Genomic DNA, 13,968 nt, shown 5'->3' on the forward strand with positions numbered 1-13,968 from the left:
ATTAAAGCACTTCTGGTGCTAATGATACAATTTTCATGAATTGTTTTTCACGAAGTTCTCTGGCAACCGGACCAAAAACACGAGTTCCTCTCATTTCTCCCGCAGCGTTTAACAAAACGCAAGCGTTATCGTCAAAACGTATATAAGATCCATCAGCTCTTCTCACTTCTTTTTTAGTACGAATAACAACTGCAGTTGATACCGCTCCTTTTTTAACGCTTCCGTTTGGAGTTGTATCTTTAATTGAAACTACAATTTTGTCACCAACAGAGGCATAACGACGTTTCGTTCCTCCTAAAACACGGATAGTTAAAACTTCTTTAGCTCCCGTATTATCTGCTACTTTTAATCTTGATTCTTGTTGTACCATAATTACTTAGCTCTTTCAATGATTTCAACTAATCTCCAACATTTTGATTTAGATAAAGGTCTAGTTTCCATGATCTTTACTGTATCTCCAATATTGCAATCGTTTGTTTCGTCGTGCGCAACATATTTCTTTGTTTTCAACACGAACTTACCGTATAATGGGTGTTTTACTTTTCTTGTTTCAGAAACAACTATAGATTTCTCCATTTTGTTGCTAGTAACAACCCCAACTCTCTCTTTTCTTAAATTTCTTTTTTCCATCTTTCAGCAGAATACAATTATTGTAACTCTCTTTTAGTTAACTCTGTGTGAAATCTCGCAACTGATCTTCTCAAACCTCTCAATTGAAGAGGGTTTTGAATAGGCGAAATTGCATGAGCATTTTTTAGGTCGGTATACGTTTTCTTTAACTGACTAAGTTGAGTTTGTAACTCAGCTGCAGATAGATTTTTAATTTCTGATTGTTTCATAATAAATTTTGATTATGCTTCGAAATCTCTAGCAACGATAAACTTAGTTTTAACTGGAAGTTTTTGAGCTGCAAGACGTAAAGCCTCTTTTGCAACAGATAGAGGAACACCTCCAACTTCAAACATAATTTTACCCGGTTTAACAACTGCAGCCCAATACTCAACTGCACCTTTACCTTTACCCATACGTACTTCCAATGGTTTCTTTGTAATAGGTTTGTCTGGAAATATCTTGATCCACAATTGACCCTCTCTTTTCATGAAACGCGTCGCTGCAATACGAGCTGCTTCAATTTGACGAGAAGTAATAAATGAAGAATCTAAAGATTTAATACCAAACATTCCATTAGAAAGCTCGTGTCCTCTTTGAGAAACGCCCTTCATTCTACCCTTCTGTACCTTACGGTATTTTGTTCTTTTAGGCTGTAACATTTTTCTTTAGTTTAGATAATTACTTTCTTTTGCGTGCGTTTGGCTTATTTCCATCTCTTTTTGGAGCAGAAGATCCTGAAGGCTTAGACTTTTGTTTGTCCATTCCTACTAACGGAGAAAGATCTCTTTTTCCATAAACCTCACCTTTCATTATCCATACCTTGATACCCATTCTACCATAAGTAGTATGCGCCTCAGCTAATGCATAATCAATATCAGCTCTGAAAGTTGACAAAGGAATTCTTCCTTCTTTAAAGTTCTCTGAACGTGCCATTTCAGCACCATTCAAACGACCTGAAATCTGAACTTTAATACCTTCTGCGTTCATTCTCATTGCAGCAGCAATTGCCATTTTAATAGCTCTTCTGTATGAGATTCTGCTTTCAATTTGACGAGCGATAGACATACCTACTAAGTAAGCATCTAACTCAGGCCTTTTGATTTCGAAGATGTTAATTTGAACTTCTTTGTCTGTAATTTTCTTAAGTTCTTCTTTTAACTTGTCTACCTCTTGACCACCTTTTCCGATAATAATACCAGGTCTAGCAGTAGTGATAGTAACGGTTACAAGTTTTAAAGTTCTCTCGATAATTATTTTTGATACACTAGCTTTTGATAAACGTGCGTGGATATACTTTCTGATTTTATAGTCTTCAGCGATTTTATCACCGTAGTCATTTCCACCATACCAGTTTGAGTCCCACCCTCTGATGATACCAAGTCTATTTCCTATTGGATTTGTCTTTTGTCCCATACTGTTTATTAATTACTTTCTGTGTTATTGTTTGATCCTAACACGATTGTTACGTGGTTAGAACGTTTTCTAATTCTGTGTGCACGACCTTGTGGAGCTGGACGAAGTCTTTTCAACATCATACCACCATCAACTGTAATCGTTTTTACAAATAAGCCTGCTTCTTCTAAATTAGCATCTTCGTTTTTCTGTTGATAATTATTTATCGCAGATAACAACAATTTCTCTAATTTTCTTGAAGCTTCTTTTTGACTAAATCTTAATATATTAAGAGCTAATTCAACCTTCTGACCTCTTACTAAATCTGCTACTAAACGCATTTTTCTAGGTGAAGTTGGACAGTTATTTAATTTAGCAAAAGCAACGTGTTTTTTTGCTTCCTTAGTCTGCTCTGCTCTTTCTCTTTTACGAACTCCCATAGCTTCCTATTATTTTTTACCTTTATTTTTAGCGCCAGCATGACCTCTAAAAGATCTTGTTGGTGAAAACTCTCCTAATTTGTGTCCTACCATGTTTTCTGTAACGTAAACAGGTACAAACTGACGACCATTGTGAACTGCGATAGTCTGCCCAACAAAATCAGGAGTAATCATAGATGCTCTAGACCAAGTCTTAACAACACCTTTATTACCACCTGCGATATTTTCTTGAACTTTCTTCTCTAATTTATAGTGAACGAATGGTCCTTTTTTTAATGAACGTGCCATGTGTGTCTAATTATTTCTTTCTACGTTCTACAATATACTTATTACTCGGGTTAACTTTAGAACGAGTTCTATAACCTTTAGCAGGTAAACCTTTTCTTGAACGTGGATGACCTCCAGAAGAACGTCCTTCACCACCACCCATTGGGTGATCGACAGGGTTCATTGCTACCGGTCTAGTTCTTGGTCTAATACCTAACCATCTTGATCTACCAGCTTTACCTGATACGATTAATTGGTGGTCTGAGTTAGAAACTGCTCCAATTGTAGCTGAACAAGTCAACAAGATCATTCTTGTTTCACCTGAAGGCATTTTGATTGTTGCGTATTTTCCATCTCTTGCCATCAATTGAGCAAAAGTTCCTGCAGAACGAGCAATAACAGCTCCTTGACCTGGTCTTAATTCGATACACGAAATAACAGTTCCAAGAGGAATTTTACTTAAAGGCATTGCATTTCCAATTTCTGGAGTTGCATCTTCACCTGAAACTACAGTTTGTCCTACTTGCATTCCATTCTGAGCAATAACATAAGTTTTAGCTCCATCAGCATACGCTAATAATGAAATAAAAGCCGAACGGTTCGGATCATACTCGATTGTTTTAACTGTTGCAGGAATACCCACTTTAGTTCTTTTAAAATCGATAATACGATATCTTCTTTTGTGACCACCGCCTGTGTAACGCATGGTCATTTTTCCTTGACTATTTCTACCTCCAGAGTTTTTTATCGGTGCGATCAATGAACGCTCCGGCTTATCAGTCGTAATAGCGTCAAAACTATTTACAACTCTAAATCGCTGACCTGGGGTAATAGGTTTTAATTTTCTAACTGACATATTATTCTATTAGATATTGGTATAAAAATCTATTGTTTCTCCCTCTTTAACTTGAACAATTGCTTTTTTATACGCATTTGTTTTTCCACTGATTAAACCACTTTTAGTATATTTAACACTTCTATCAGCTCTATAGTTTAATGTATTAACAGCTACTACAGTCACACCAAATGTTGCTTCAACAGCATTTTTGATTTGAATTTTGTTAGCAGTCTTTTGAACTATAAAACCAAAACGGTTAAAAATTTCACCATCTTTAGTTATTTTCTCAGTTATAATAGGCTTAATTATGATGCTCATAATCTTATTATTTACTTAAATTAACTTCAATTCCGTCAATTGCACCTTCTAAAAGAACTAGTGTTTTTGCATTCAAAATAGCGTAAGTGCTTATTTCTGAAGTAGTTACAACGCTAGATCCCTTTAAATTGCGTGACGACAAATATACATTTTTATTTGCATCTCCCAACACAAATAAAGATTTTTTATTCTCTAACCCTAAAGACTTCAATACGTTAATGAAATTTTTAGTGCTTGGTGTATCAAATGTAAAATCTTCAATTACTACTAAATTTGACTCTTTTGCTTTTAAAGAGAAAGCTGATTTACGAGCTAATCTTTTTAAGTTTTTGTTCAATTTAAATGAGTAACTTCTTGGTCTTGGTCCAAAAACTGTACCTCCACCTTTAAACAAAGGGTTTTTTGCAGAACCTGCACGAGCAGTTCCTGTTCCTTTTTGTTTTTTGATTTTACGAGTACTTCCTGCAACTTCAGCTCTTTCTTTAGCTTTATGGTTTCCTTGTCTTTGATTAGCCAAATATTGCTTTACATCTAAATATACAGCATGCTTATTAGGCTCGATTGCGAAAACTGAATCAGAAAGTTGAACTTTTCTTCCAGTTTCTTTTCCGGTGATATCTAAAACTTTTACTTCCATTACTTGTGAATGATTACATAAGAGGTTTTGTGTCCAGGAATTGCTCCTTTAACAACAAGTAAGTTCTTTTCAGAAACTACTTTTAAAACTCTAAGGTTTTGTACTGTTACATTTTCTCCTCCCATTCTTCCAGCCATACGCATTCCTTTGAATACTCTAGATGGATAAGATGAAGCCCCTACAGAACCAGGTGCTCTTAAACGGTTGTGTTGACCGTGTGTCGCTTGTCCAACACCGCCAAAACCATGACGTTTTACAACTCCTTGGAATCCTTTTCCTTTAGAAACCCCTACAACATCAACAAATTCACCTTCAGTGAATAAGTCAACGGCGATTACATCACCTAATTTGTACTCCTGATCAAAACCTTTAAATTCAAAGACTTTCTTCTTAGCTGCAGTTCCTGCTTTCTTAAAGTGACCTAATTCCGCTTTAATTGCACGCTTTTCAGATTTGTCATCGAAACCTAATTGAATAGCGGAATATCCGTCTATTTCATTGGTTCTGACTTGGGTAACAACGCATGGACCGCACTCAATAACAGTACAAGGAATATTCTTCCCGTTCTCATCAAAGATGCTAGTCATGCCAATTTTTCTTCCGATTAACCCAGACATATTAAACTAATTATTAATTAAACTCTTATTTATAATACAAATAGCACTTGCACACTACTCATTTTGAGGGTGCAAATATATAAAATATTTTTTAATTATCGCAAAAATAAATAGTTAAGATGATTTTAGTCAAAAAAAACTAAAATTCTTACCTATAAATTAGAAGAAAAAAAACCGTAGTGTCATTAACACTAACGGTTTTTTAAATTTTTATTGCGATTTTTCAATCGAAGAAACTAAACTTTAATTTCTACTTCAACTCCACTAGGTAACTCTAATTTCATTAAAGCGTCGATAGTTTTTGAAGAAGAACTATAGATATCTAATAGTCTCTTGTATGAACTTAACTCGAACTGCTCTCTTGCTTTTTTGTTAACGTGAGGAGAACGCAATACAGTAAATATTTTTTTGTGTGTTGGTAGCGGAATTGGACCCGTAACTACTGCACCTGTACTTTTTACAGTTTTTACAATCTTTTCAGCAGACTTGTCTACCAACATGTGATCGTAAGATTTTAATTTTATTCTGATTTTTTGACTCATTTTCTTTAAGATTAGGCGTTACCTTTTGCTTTTTTAATTACAGCTTCTGAAATATTAGAAGGCGTTTCTGCATAATGTGAAAACTCCATTGTTGAAGTAGCTCTACCTGATGATAATGTTCTTAATGTTGTTACATATCCAAACATTTCTGATAAAGGCACGTCAGCCTTGATCGTTTTAGCACCATTCCTATCACCCATGTCATTCACTTGACCTCTACGACGGTTCAAGTCACCTACGATATCACCCATATTTTCTTCAGGAGTAATAACTTCGATTTTCATGATTGGCTCAAGAATAACTGCTCCAGCAGCTTTCGCTACTTCTTTGTATCCCATTTTAGCTGCTAATTCGAAAGAAAGCGCATCTGAATCCACAGGGTGGAACGATCCGTCTGTAAGAGTAACTCTTAAACTATCCACAGCATATCCTGCTAAAGGACCTTGCTTCATAGCTTCTCTGAAACCTTTTTCTACAGATGGGATATATTCTTTAGGAACATTTCCTCCTTTTACAGCATTAACAAATTGTAATCCAATTGCTGGCTTACCATCTACATCTTCTGCTGGCTCTAGTGTGAAAACAATATCACCAAATTTACCACGACCTCCAGATTGTTTTTTATAAACTTCTCTATGTTGTGCCGATTTAGTGAACGCTTCTTTGTATTCAACCTGAGGCTCACCTTGGTTAACTTCAACTTTGAACTCACGTCTCATACGATCAATAAGTACATCTAAGTGAAGCTCACCCATTCCTGAAATAATTGTTTGACCAGAAGCCTCATCAGTTCTAACAGTAAACGTAGGATCTTCTTCAGCTAATTTAGCTAAAGCCATACCCATTTTATCTACGTCAGCTTTTGTTTTAGGTTCAATAGCAACTCCAATTACTGGATCAGGGAATTTCATTGACTCAAGAATAATAGGGTGTTTTTCATCACACATAGTATCTCCAGTCTTGATATCTTTAAATCCAACTGCAGCTCCAATATCTCCAGCTTCGATGAAATCGATTGGATTTTGTTTGTTAGCGTGCATTTGGTAAATACGAGAAATTCTTTCTTTGTTTCCTGAACGTGTGTTCAAGATGTACGAACCAGCATCTAAACGACCTGAATAAGCACGGAAGAAAGCTAAACGTCCAACGAAAGGATCCGTAGCAATTTTAAATGCTAAAGCAGCAAATGGTTCTGCAACAGACGGCTTACGTAAAATAGGCGTTTGATCTTCTTCTAATAAATCAGCTTGGTCTGGGTGAATTCCCCAAATACCTTCTTTTTCCATTGGAGAAGGCAAGTATTTACATACTGCATCCAATAAAAATTGAACTCCCTTATTTTTGAATGATGAACCACATAACATAGGAATAATCGCCATGTCAATTGTAGCTGCACGCAATGCTTTATTGATTTCGTCTTCAGTAATAGAATCTTCATCTTCCATGAATTTTTCCAATAAAGTCTCATCGTAATCAGCAACTGCCTCAATAAGGATAGAACGGTATTCTTTAACCTCTTCTAACATATCTTCTGGAATTGGCACAATATCAAATGTTGCACCGTGATTTTCGTCATGCCAAACAATAGCTTGGTTTTTAACTAAATCCACTACTCCTCTAAAGTCTTGCTCATCTCCGATTGGCAATGTAATTGCAACCGAATTAGATTTTAACATATCTCTTACCTGGTTACAAACCATAATAAAATTAGATCCTTGACGGTCCATTTTATTTACGAATCCTAAACGAGGTACACGGTATTGATCCGCTAATCTCCAGTTAGTTTCAGACTGTGGCTCAACACCATCAACTGCACTAAATAAGAAAACTAGACCATCCAATACACGTAACGAACGGTTTACCTCTACAGTAAAGTCAACGTGTCCTGGTGTATCAATAACGTTTAAGTGATATGATTGAGATTCAGGTAAAACCTTACCTTGATCTGTAGGAAAATTCCACTCACAAGTAGTAGCAGCAGAAGTAATGGTAATACCACGCTCTTGCTCCTGAGCCATCCAGTCCATTGTTGCAGAACCTTCGTGCGTTTCACCTAATTTGTGATTTTTTCCTGTATAAAAAAGAATACGCTCTGTTGTTGTTGTTTTACCAGCATCAATATGAGCAGCAATTCCAATGTTTCTTGTTAATTTTAAATCTCTAGCCATTTCTGTATGAATTAAAATCTAAAGTGAGAGAATGCTTTATTAGCATCTGCCATTTTGTGAGTATCCATTCTTTTCTTAACAGCAGCACCTTCTTCTTTAGCCGCAGCTAAGATTTCTGACGCTAATTTACCTGCCATAGATTTTTCGTTTCTTCTTCTTGCATATAAAATCATCCATTTGATAGCGTAAGAAATCTTTCTATCTGGACGAATTTGCATTGGAATTTGGAATGTAGCTCCACCCACTCTACGTGAACGAACTTCTACGTGAGGCATAACATTTGTTAATGCATCTTTCCATATTTCTAACGCAGACTTATCTGCATCTTGCTTTTTGTTTTCTACGATTTCTAATGCATCATAAAATACTGTGAAAGCTGTTGATTTTTTACCATCCCACATCAAGTTGTTCACAAAACGTGTAACTAATTGATCGTTAAATTTTGGGTCTGGTAAAAGTGGTCTTTTTTTGGCCGCTCTTTTTCTCATGTCTTTACTTTAAAAGATTTAAAATTACTTTTTCTTTCCAGTTGGTGCTGGCTGTCCTGGTTTTGGACGTTTCGCCCCATACTTAGATCTACGTTGTGTTCTTCCTGCAACACCCGCAGTATCTAATGCTCCACGTACGATATGATAACGTACACCTGGTAAATCTTTTACTCTTCCACCTCTAACTAATACTATCGAGTGTTCTTGTAGATTGTGTCCTTCTCCAGGGATGTATGCATTCACCTCGTTACCGTTTGTTAAACGAACCCTAGCTACCTTTCTCATTGCTGAGTTTGGTTTCTTTGGAGTAGTTGTATAAACACGAGTACAAACACCTCTTCTTTGAGGACAAGAATCTAAAGCCACCGATTTACTCTTCTTAGTCATTTGGGTTCTCCCTAGTCTTACTAATTGTTGAATTGTTGGCATAATTAAATACTAAAAATTTTTACTGTTTAAAATTCCCGCTTTTTACGGGGTTGCAAATGTAGGAATAATATTTTATTCTACAAGCGGTATTTTAGGATTTTTTTCTGCGATTTAATTTTTATACTGTTTTGATTCGTACTTGATTACAAAAAAGAAAGACAAAAAACACCTAGCCCCGATTGACGTGAAAATCCTTTTTTATGGCTTGCAATTGCTAAAATTGCAGGCTGTGAAAAAGATTGCAACATAAAGCGGGAACAAAGATGACAAAAATGCCCGAACCATTCGCTCCTAGTTTTAAAAATTATTAGTAAACTAAAATCCTTGAAATATATTTTACAATTTTTCGTTTCTTTACAGCAATGAAAGTAGTTTTTTTATTTATCACGTTTTTTTTCCTCCAAATAAGCTTTGGACAAAATTTCTATTTGCAAATTGAAGGAGGCAACGCAGTTGAAACAAAAATCATAGACAGTCTTGCTTTTGAAAAAACACATAAAACAGTTGCGTTGCTTCTAGAAGAACAAAAAAGAATGGAAATTAAAATGACCAATAATGGTTTTTTTGATTGGCGACTTTTGAAACAAGAAAAAATAAACGATAGTAGTTTTGTGTTTACTTACAACATTGGCAAACCGATAAAAAACAATATCATATATATAGGTAATCTTTCAGAAGGTGAAAAAAAGTTGTTGCAAATTGAGAGAGATACGATTCAATTGTCCACAAAGGCTATTGAACCTTTTATGAAACAGAAAATTACACTTTTAGAAAAGAAAGGCTATTCTTTGGCAAATTTACAATTGAGTAAACAGCGGAAATTTGAAAATAGTTTGTATTCTGAGTTGCAACTGAAATTAAATTCCAAAAGAACTATTGCGGATATCGTGATTGTCGGTTATGATCAGTTTCCAGTTGGCATTAAAAAAGCGATTACTAAAAAAGCCAAAAAAGCGACTTTTAATCAGGATAATTTAAAACAGATTAATGATGAGTTTGATAAATTGCAATTTGTGAATCAGTTGAAATATCCGGAAATTTTATTCACTACGGATTCCACTAAAATTTTTGTGTATTTAGAAAAATCAAAACCTAATAAGTTTGATGGTTTTATTGGATTTTCAAACGACAAGGAAAGTAAATTGGTTTTTAACGGCTATTTGGATTTGCAACTTCAGAATATATTTAATTCGGGTGAGAAATTTAATTTGTATTGGAAAAATGACGGAAGCAAACAAACTTCGTTCAACTTAGGGACAGAATTGCCTTATTTGTTTAAAAGTCCGATTGGCGTAAAAGCGAATTTGAGAATATTTAAACAAGATTCTACTTTTCAAAATACGATTACCGATTTGAATTTTGGTTATTACTTTTCATATAATACCAAAGCTTATTTGGGTTATCAGAAAACGAATTCGGCCGATATTCAAAACACGAATTCCTTTAGCATTAATAATTTTACTAATACATTTTTAACTTCAAGTTTTGAACACACGACTTTCTCCAACGATAATTTTATTTTTCCGGAGCAAACGAAAGTAAATTTAAAATTAGGAACCGGAAATCGAACTATTGAGTCAAATAAGACTAAACAAATCTTCGTGCAGTTAGAAATGAGTCATCACTTAGCATTGAACACAAAGAATAGTATTTTCATAAAAAATCAATCCTATTATCTCCAAAGTGATGATTATGTGATTAATGAATTGTTTAGATTTGGTGGCATTAATTCGATCAGAGGTTTTAATGAAAACAGCTTGCAAGCGAATGCTTTTAGTGGAATTATGGCAGAATATCGTTATTTAGTTGCATCGAATTTATACATTCATTCGATAACTGATTATGGCTATTTCCAAGACAAAACTGCTAATGTCGAAGAGAAATTATTAGGTCTTGGTTTTGGCTTTGGACTATTTACTAAAAACGGTTTAATAAATTTAATTTATGCCAATGGAAGCACCAGCGAACAAACCATAAAGCTAGCAAATTCAATAGTTCACATCAGTTTTAAAACGAATTTTTAATTTTAGAATAAAATTTTAAGAAATAACATAGGAATTAACATTTTATTTAAGATATTTGGCAAATATTTAACTAAATCAAAACTATGAGATCTAAAATTTTAGGTGCCCTAACACTATTATTTGTGTTAGCGACACAATTGAACTTTGCGCAAATCAGAGCTGTTTCAGGAACAGTTACTGACCAAAGCGGAGAGGCTTTAGCGGGCGTTGCCGTTATGATTAAAGGAACAAATGGAGGAGCACAAACTGACCTAGACGGTAAGTTTACCATCCAAGCGACTACTTCACAGACACTTGTATTTAGCTACCTAGGAATGAAGAACACAGAAGTTCTCGCTTCATCTACAGTATTGAATATCAAAATGCAAGATGATGCCACTGAACTTGACAATATTGTTGTTGTCGGTTATGGTGTTCAAAAGCGTAGTGAGGTAACTGGTTCAATATCTTCAATTAAAGCAAAAGACATCCAAAACTTAGTTACTCCAAGTTTTGACAGCCAATTAGCAGGAAGAGCTTCTGGTGTACAAGTAACCACAAACACAGGAGTAATTGGAGAAGCACCTAGAATCAGAATTAGAGGAGTAGCTTCTATCGGAAGTGGAAATTATCCTTTGATTATTTTAGATGGTATGCCAATTTATACTGGTGATTTAGGAGGACAAGCAAGCAACAACGCTTTAGGAGACATTAACCCATCAGACATTGAAACTTTCGAAATACTTAAAGATGGTGCTGCTACTGCAATTTACGGATCAAGAGCAGCTAATGGTGTTATCATCATTACAACGAAAAAAGGTAAAAAAGGAGAATTGGAAGTAAACTATAGTACTACAGTTGGTTTTGCTAGCGCAATTAAAACTTTTGATTTATTAAAAACTTCAGACTTCTTAACAATTGCGAACGAAAAAAGAACTAACAGAGCACAAACACCTTGGGCATTTGGAAACACTTATGATACAGATTGGCAAGATGCTGTTTTAAATAAAAGCGCAGCACAAATTGACCACAATTTATCATTAAGTGGCGGTACAAATACAACGCGTTATTATATGTCATTAGGATATACAGAACAAGATGGTGTGGCAAAAGCAAACGCAATGGACCGTTATACTATCCGTTTAAACTTAGACACTGATGTAAATAAATGGCTAAAAGTTGGTGGTACTGCCTCTTTAACTAGAACAACTTATACAGGTTTAAATACAGGTAGAGGTTCTTTATCTGGAAACATGTTTAATGCTATTCGTCAACTTCCTAATACGCCAATTTACAATCCTAGTCATCCTACAGGTTATAATTTAGGTGGTGGGGCTAACGATAATAGTTTTGTTGGCAAATGGGACAATACAGATTTAGTTGGGGACAACATTACAAATATCATCTACATTTTAGATAATAACAGATACAAATCAGAGGTAAACAGATCAATAGTAAATTTATTTGCATCTGCTAATATCTATGAAGGATTAAACTACAGAATGCAAGTTGCGGCTGATAAAGCAATGACTAATGGTTTCTTATATTGGAATCCAGTTCATGGTGACGGTGCAGGATCTAATGGTTTTATTCAAAACGACAACACTGATTTAACACGTTGGAACTGGCAACATGTTTTTAACTACAAAAAAACATTCCTAGAAAATCATAATTTAGGCTTAACAGCAGTAGCTGAATATCAAAAAGAAACTAACAAGTCTTTCTATGGAAGAGGAAGAGGTTTACTTGATGCATTTTATAACCAAAACTTAGTTACTAGCTCATACGAAAACCAAGAATCAGGTGGTGGTGTTAACGAAGAAGGAATTATATCTTACATAGGAAGAGCTACGTATAACTACAAAGAAAAATACTTTTTACAAGGTTCTATTAGACGTGATGGCATTTCTAAATTAAGCGATAATACAAGATGGAATAACTTTACAGGATATTCTGTAGGTTGGAATATCGCAAAAGAATCATTTTTTACAAGTATAGAAGATTATGTTAATGAATTTAAAGTAAGAGCTTCTTATTCTGAAGTAGGAAATACAGAAATCGGATCGTATCCATACTTAGGATTAACTTCTGCTTCTCCTTATGCTACTTCAAACGGAATTGCATTTACGCAATTTGGAAACGATGCTTTATTATGGGAAACTAGTAAAAAAACTGACTTTGGTGTTGATTTTGCTTTCTTAAACAATCGCCTTACTTTAACTGCTGATTACTTTAACAACGATATAGATGGTTTAATCCTTCAAGTTCCTGTTGCGGCTTCATTAGGAGTCCCAAGTAACATCATTAGAAAAAATATTGGTGCAATGTTTAATAGAGGTTACGAATTTAGCGCTAACTTAAATGCAATTGACAAAGATAATTTCAGCTGGAATGTAAACGCTAACTTAACATTGACTAAAAATGAAGTTACTTCTTTACCTAACGGTCAAGACATTTTAGGAGGAACTTTTTCTGATGTAAACATTAATCCAAACTTAATTATCAGAGAAGGTGAATCAATTAACTCAATATACGGTATTCGCTATTGGGGAGTTAACCCTGCAAACGGAAACCCGGTTTATTACAAAGCTGATGGAAGTTTAGTTCAAGGTAACTTAGACACAACAAACTATAAAGAATTTGACCCAGCTAATCCAGCTGATATTTCGCAACCAGCAACTTTAAACTTTGTTACAGATAAAGTTATTTTAGGAAACTCTTTGCCAACATATTTTGGAGCTGTCACAAACACGTTCCGTTATAAGAATTTAGACTTATCATTCCTTGTGCGTTTTAGCGGTGGTAACAAAATTTTCAATGCAACTGCAAGAGAATTAATGACACAAAACTTTAACAACAACAGTACTGACATTATAGGAAGATGGCAGAGTGTTGCTGAACCAGGTGATGGAGTTACTCCAAGATTATATGCGAGTTCTAATACATTTACAAACTTATCAGGTCATGCTACTAGTCGTTTCTTAGAAGATGGTAGTTTTGTAAGTTTAGACAACATTTCACTTGGCTACAGTTTACCAAAAGAAGTTACAGACAAATTAAGAGTGAAAGGTTTTAGATTATTTGTTCAAGCTCAAAACATGTTAATTTTTACTAAATACGATGGTTTGAATCCTGAAATGGAAACTGGTGGTGTAGATTTAAATGGTACGCCTAGATCTAAAATTATCTCTATGGGTTTAAATGTTAAACTTTAAAA

General features: G+C 34.7%; 17 protein-coding genes. 2 read left to right on the forward strand and 15 right to left on the reverse strand.

What is annotated here, in order from left to right; all coding sequences use genetic code 11:
* Position 1 precedes the first annotated feature (1 nt).
* The 15 genes from rplN to rpsL all read right to left on the reverse strand — a co-directional run bounded on the left by rplN (position 2) and on the right by rpsL (position 8,748).
* Entirely contained in the window at positions 2-370 is a 369-nt protein-coding gene (rplN, locus tag ACFSX9_RS00940) for a 50S ribosomal protein L14 (protein WP_379803248.1), read from the reverse strand.
* A 2-nt stretch (positions 371-372) separates the two neighbouring features.
* Positions 373-630 carry a 30S ribosomal protein S17 gene (rpsQ, locus tag ACFSX9_RS00945; RefSeq protein ID WP_188362669.1) on the reverse strand — a complete coding sequence of 86 codons (258 nt, stop codon included), beginning with the start codon at positions 628-630 and terminating at the stop codon, positions 373-375.
* 17 nt (positions 631-647) lie between these two features.
* Positions 648-839 (reverse strand): 50S ribosomal protein L29, encoded by a 192-nt coding sequence (gene rpmC / locus ACFSX9_RS00950; protein ID WP_322549226.1) that lies wholly within the window; start codon positions 837-839, stop codon positions 648-650.
* A 12-nt stretch (positions 840-851) separates the two neighbouring features.
* Complete coding sequence (rplP, locus tag ACFSX9_RS00955; protein ID WP_008254483.1) at positions 852-1,271, reverse strand: 50S ribosomal protein L16; 420 nt, start codon at positions 1,269-1,271, stop codon at positions 852-854.
* Between the two features lie 19 nt (positions 1,272-1,290).
* The gene (rpsC, locus tag ACFSX9_RS00960; protein ID WP_322549228.1) at positions 1,291-2,025 is read right to left on the reverse strand and encodes a 30S ribosomal protein S3; all 735 of its coding nucleotides are present in this window, start codon (positions 2,023-2,025) and stop codon (positions 1,291-1,293) included.
* An 8-nt stretch (positions 2,026-2,033) separates the two neighbouring features.
* Positions 2,034-2,444 (reverse strand): 50S ribosomal protein L22, encoded by a 411-nt coding sequence (rplV, locus tag ACFSX9_RS00965; RefSeq protein WP_322549229.1) that lies wholly within the window; start codon positions 2,442-2,444, stop codon positions 2,034-2,036.
* A gap of 9 nt (positions 2,445-2,453) precedes the next feature.
* The gene (gene rpsS / locus ACFSX9_RS00970) at positions 2,454-2,732 is read right to left on the reverse strand and encodes a 30S ribosomal protein S19 (RefSeq protein ID WP_073583326.1); all 279 of its coding nucleotides are present in this window, start codon (positions 2,730-2,732) and stop codon (positions 2,454-2,456) included.
* A gap of 10 nt (positions 2,733-2,742) precedes the next feature.
* On the reverse strand, positions 2,743-3,567 hold the full coding sequence (gene rplB / locus ACFSX9_RS00975; protein WP_379803253.1) for a 50S ribosomal protein L2: 825 nt from the start codon (positions 3,565-3,567) through the stop codon (positions 2,743-2,745).
* A 9-nt stretch (positions 3,568-3,576) separates the two neighbouring features.
* Positions 3,577-3,867: a 50S ribosomal protein L23 gene (rplW, locus tag ACFSX9_RS00980; RefSeq protein ID WP_379803255.1), complete on the reverse strand. Its 291-nt coding sequence runs from the start codon at positions 3,865-3,867 to the stop codon at positions 3,577-3,579.
* Between the two features lie 7 nt (positions 3,868-3,874).
* A complete protein-coding gene (gene rplD / locus ACFSX9_RS00985) occupies positions 3,875-4,504 on the reverse strand; it encodes a 50S ribosomal protein L4 (RefSeq protein WP_379803257.1) in 630 nt (209 codons plus the stop codon).
* Positions 4,504-5,121: a 50S ribosomal protein L3 gene (gene rplC, locus ACFSX9_RS00990; protein WP_379803259.1), complete on the reverse strand. Its 618-nt coding sequence runs from the start codon at positions 5,119-5,121 to the stop codon at positions 4,504-4,506. Before rplC ends, rplD begins: the two co-directional genes overlap by 1 nt.
* A 236-nt stretch (positions 5,122-5,357) precedes the next feature.
* Positions 5,358-5,663, reverse strand: coding sequence for a 30S ribosomal protein S10 (rpsJ, locus tag ACFSX9_RS00995; RefSeq protein ID WP_006259497.1), 306 nt, complete (start codon positions 5,661-5,663; stop codon positions 5,358-5,360).
* Positions 5,664-5,674: 11 nt separating this feature from the next.
* The gene (fusA, locus tag ACFSX9_RS01000) at positions 5,675-7,831 is read right to left on the reverse strand and encodes an elongation factor G (protein WP_379803261.1); all 2,157 of its coding nucleotides are present in this window, start codon (positions 7,829-7,831) and stop codon (positions 5,675-5,677) included.
* Positions 7,832-7,842: 11 nt separating this feature from the next.
* The gene (gene rpsG, locus ACFSX9_RS01005) at positions 7,843-8,319 is read right to left on the reverse strand and encodes a 30S ribosomal protein S7 (RefSeq protein ID WP_379803263.1); all 477 of its coding nucleotides are present in this window, start codon (positions 8,317-8,319) and stop codon (positions 7,843-7,845) included.
* A gap of 24 nt (positions 8,320-8,343) precedes the next feature.
* The gene (gene rpsL, locus ACFSX9_RS01010; protein ID WP_379803265.1) at positions 8,344-8,748 is read right to left on the reverse strand and encodes a 30S ribosomal protein S12; all 405 of its coding nucleotides are present in this window, start codon (positions 8,746-8,748) and stop codon (positions 8,344-8,346) included.
* A 428-nt stretch (positions 8,749-9,176) separates the two neighbouring features.
* On the opposite strand from rpsL, the gene ACFSX9_RS01015 reads away from it, so the two are divergent.
* Positions 9,177-10,772: a BamA/TamA family outer membrane protein gene (locus ACFSX9_RS01015; protein ID WP_379803267.1), complete on the forward strand. Its 1,596-nt coding sequence runs from the start codon at positions 9,177-9,179 to the stop codon at positions 10,770-10,772.
* Between the two features lie 83 nt (positions 10,773-10,855).
* Entirely contained in the window at positions 10,856-13,966 is a 3,111-nt protein-coding gene (locus tag ACFSX9_RS01020) for a SusC/RagA family TonB-linked outer membrane protein (RefSeq protein WP_379803269.1), read from the forward strand.
* Positions 13,967-13,968: the final 2 nt, after the last annotated feature.

The sequence above is a fragment of the Flavobacterium ardleyense genome, from assembly GCF_042686085.1.
GTDB lineage: Bacteria > Bacteroidota > Bacteroidia > Flavobacteriales > Flavobacteriaceae > Flavobacterium > Flavobacterium ardleyense.

Bases quoted from the DNA above. Each gene is read 5' to 3' on its own strand.
- rplN (WP_379803248.1), bottom strand. From the start codon at position 370: ATGGTACAACAAGAATCAAGATTAAAAGTAGCAGATAATACGGGAGCT.
- rpsQ (WP_188362669.1), bottom strand. From the start codon at position 630: ATGGAAAAAAGAAATTTAAGAAAAGAGAGAGTTGGGGTTGTTACTAGC.
- rpmC (WP_322549226.1), bottom strand. From the start codon at position 839: ATGAAACAATCAGAAATTAAAAATCTATCTGCAGCTGAGTTACAAACT.
- rplP (WP_008254483.1), bottom strand. From the start codon at position 1,271: ATGTTACAGCCTAAAAGAACAAAATACCGTAAGGTACAGAAGGGTAGA.
- rpsC (WP_322549228.1), bottom strand. From the start codon at position 2,025: ATGGGACAAAAGACAAATCCAATAGGAAATAGACTTGGTATCATCAGA.
- rplV (WP_322549229.1), bottom strand. From the start codon at position 2,444: ATGGGAGTTCGTAAAAGAGAAAGAGCAGAGCAGACTAAGGAAGCAAAA.
- rpsS (WP_073583326.1), bottom strand. From the start codon at position 2,732: ATGGCACGTTCATTAAAAAAAGGACCATTCGTTCACTATAAATTAGAG.
- rplB (WP_379803253.1), bottom strand. From the start codon at position 3,567: ATGTCAGTTAGAAAATTAAAACCTATTACCCCAGGTCAGCGATTTAGA.
- rplW (WP_379803255.1), bottom strand. From the start codon at position 3,867: ATGAGCATCATAATTAAGCCTATTATAACTGAGAAAATAACTAAAGAT.
- rplD (WP_379803257.1), bottom strand. From the start codon at position 4,504: ATGGAAGTAAAAGTTTTAGATATCACCGGAAAAGAAACTGGAAGAAAA.
- rplC (WP_379803259.1), bottom strand. From the start codon at position 5,121: ATGTCTGGGTTAATCGGAAGAAAAATTGGCATGACTAGCATCTTTGAT.
- rpsJ (WP_006259497.1), bottom strand. From the start codon at position 5,663: ATGAGTCAAAAAATCAGAATAAAATTAAAATCTTACGATCACATGTTG.
- fusA (WP_379803261.1), bottom strand. From the start codon at position 7,831: ATGGCTAGAGATTTAAAATTAACAAGAAACATTGGAATTGCTGCTCAT.
- rpsG (WP_379803263.1), bottom strand. From the start codon at position 8,319: ATGAGAAAAAGAGCGGCCAAAAAAAGACCACTTTTACCAGACCCAAAA.
- rpsL (WP_379803265.1), bottom strand. From the start codon at position 8,748: ATGCCAACAATTCAACAATTAGTAAGACTAGGGAGAACCCAAATGACT.
- ACFSX9_RS01020 (WP_379803269.1), top strand. From the start codon at position 10,856: ATGAGATCTAAAATTTTAGGTGCCCTAACACTATTATTTGTGTTAGCG.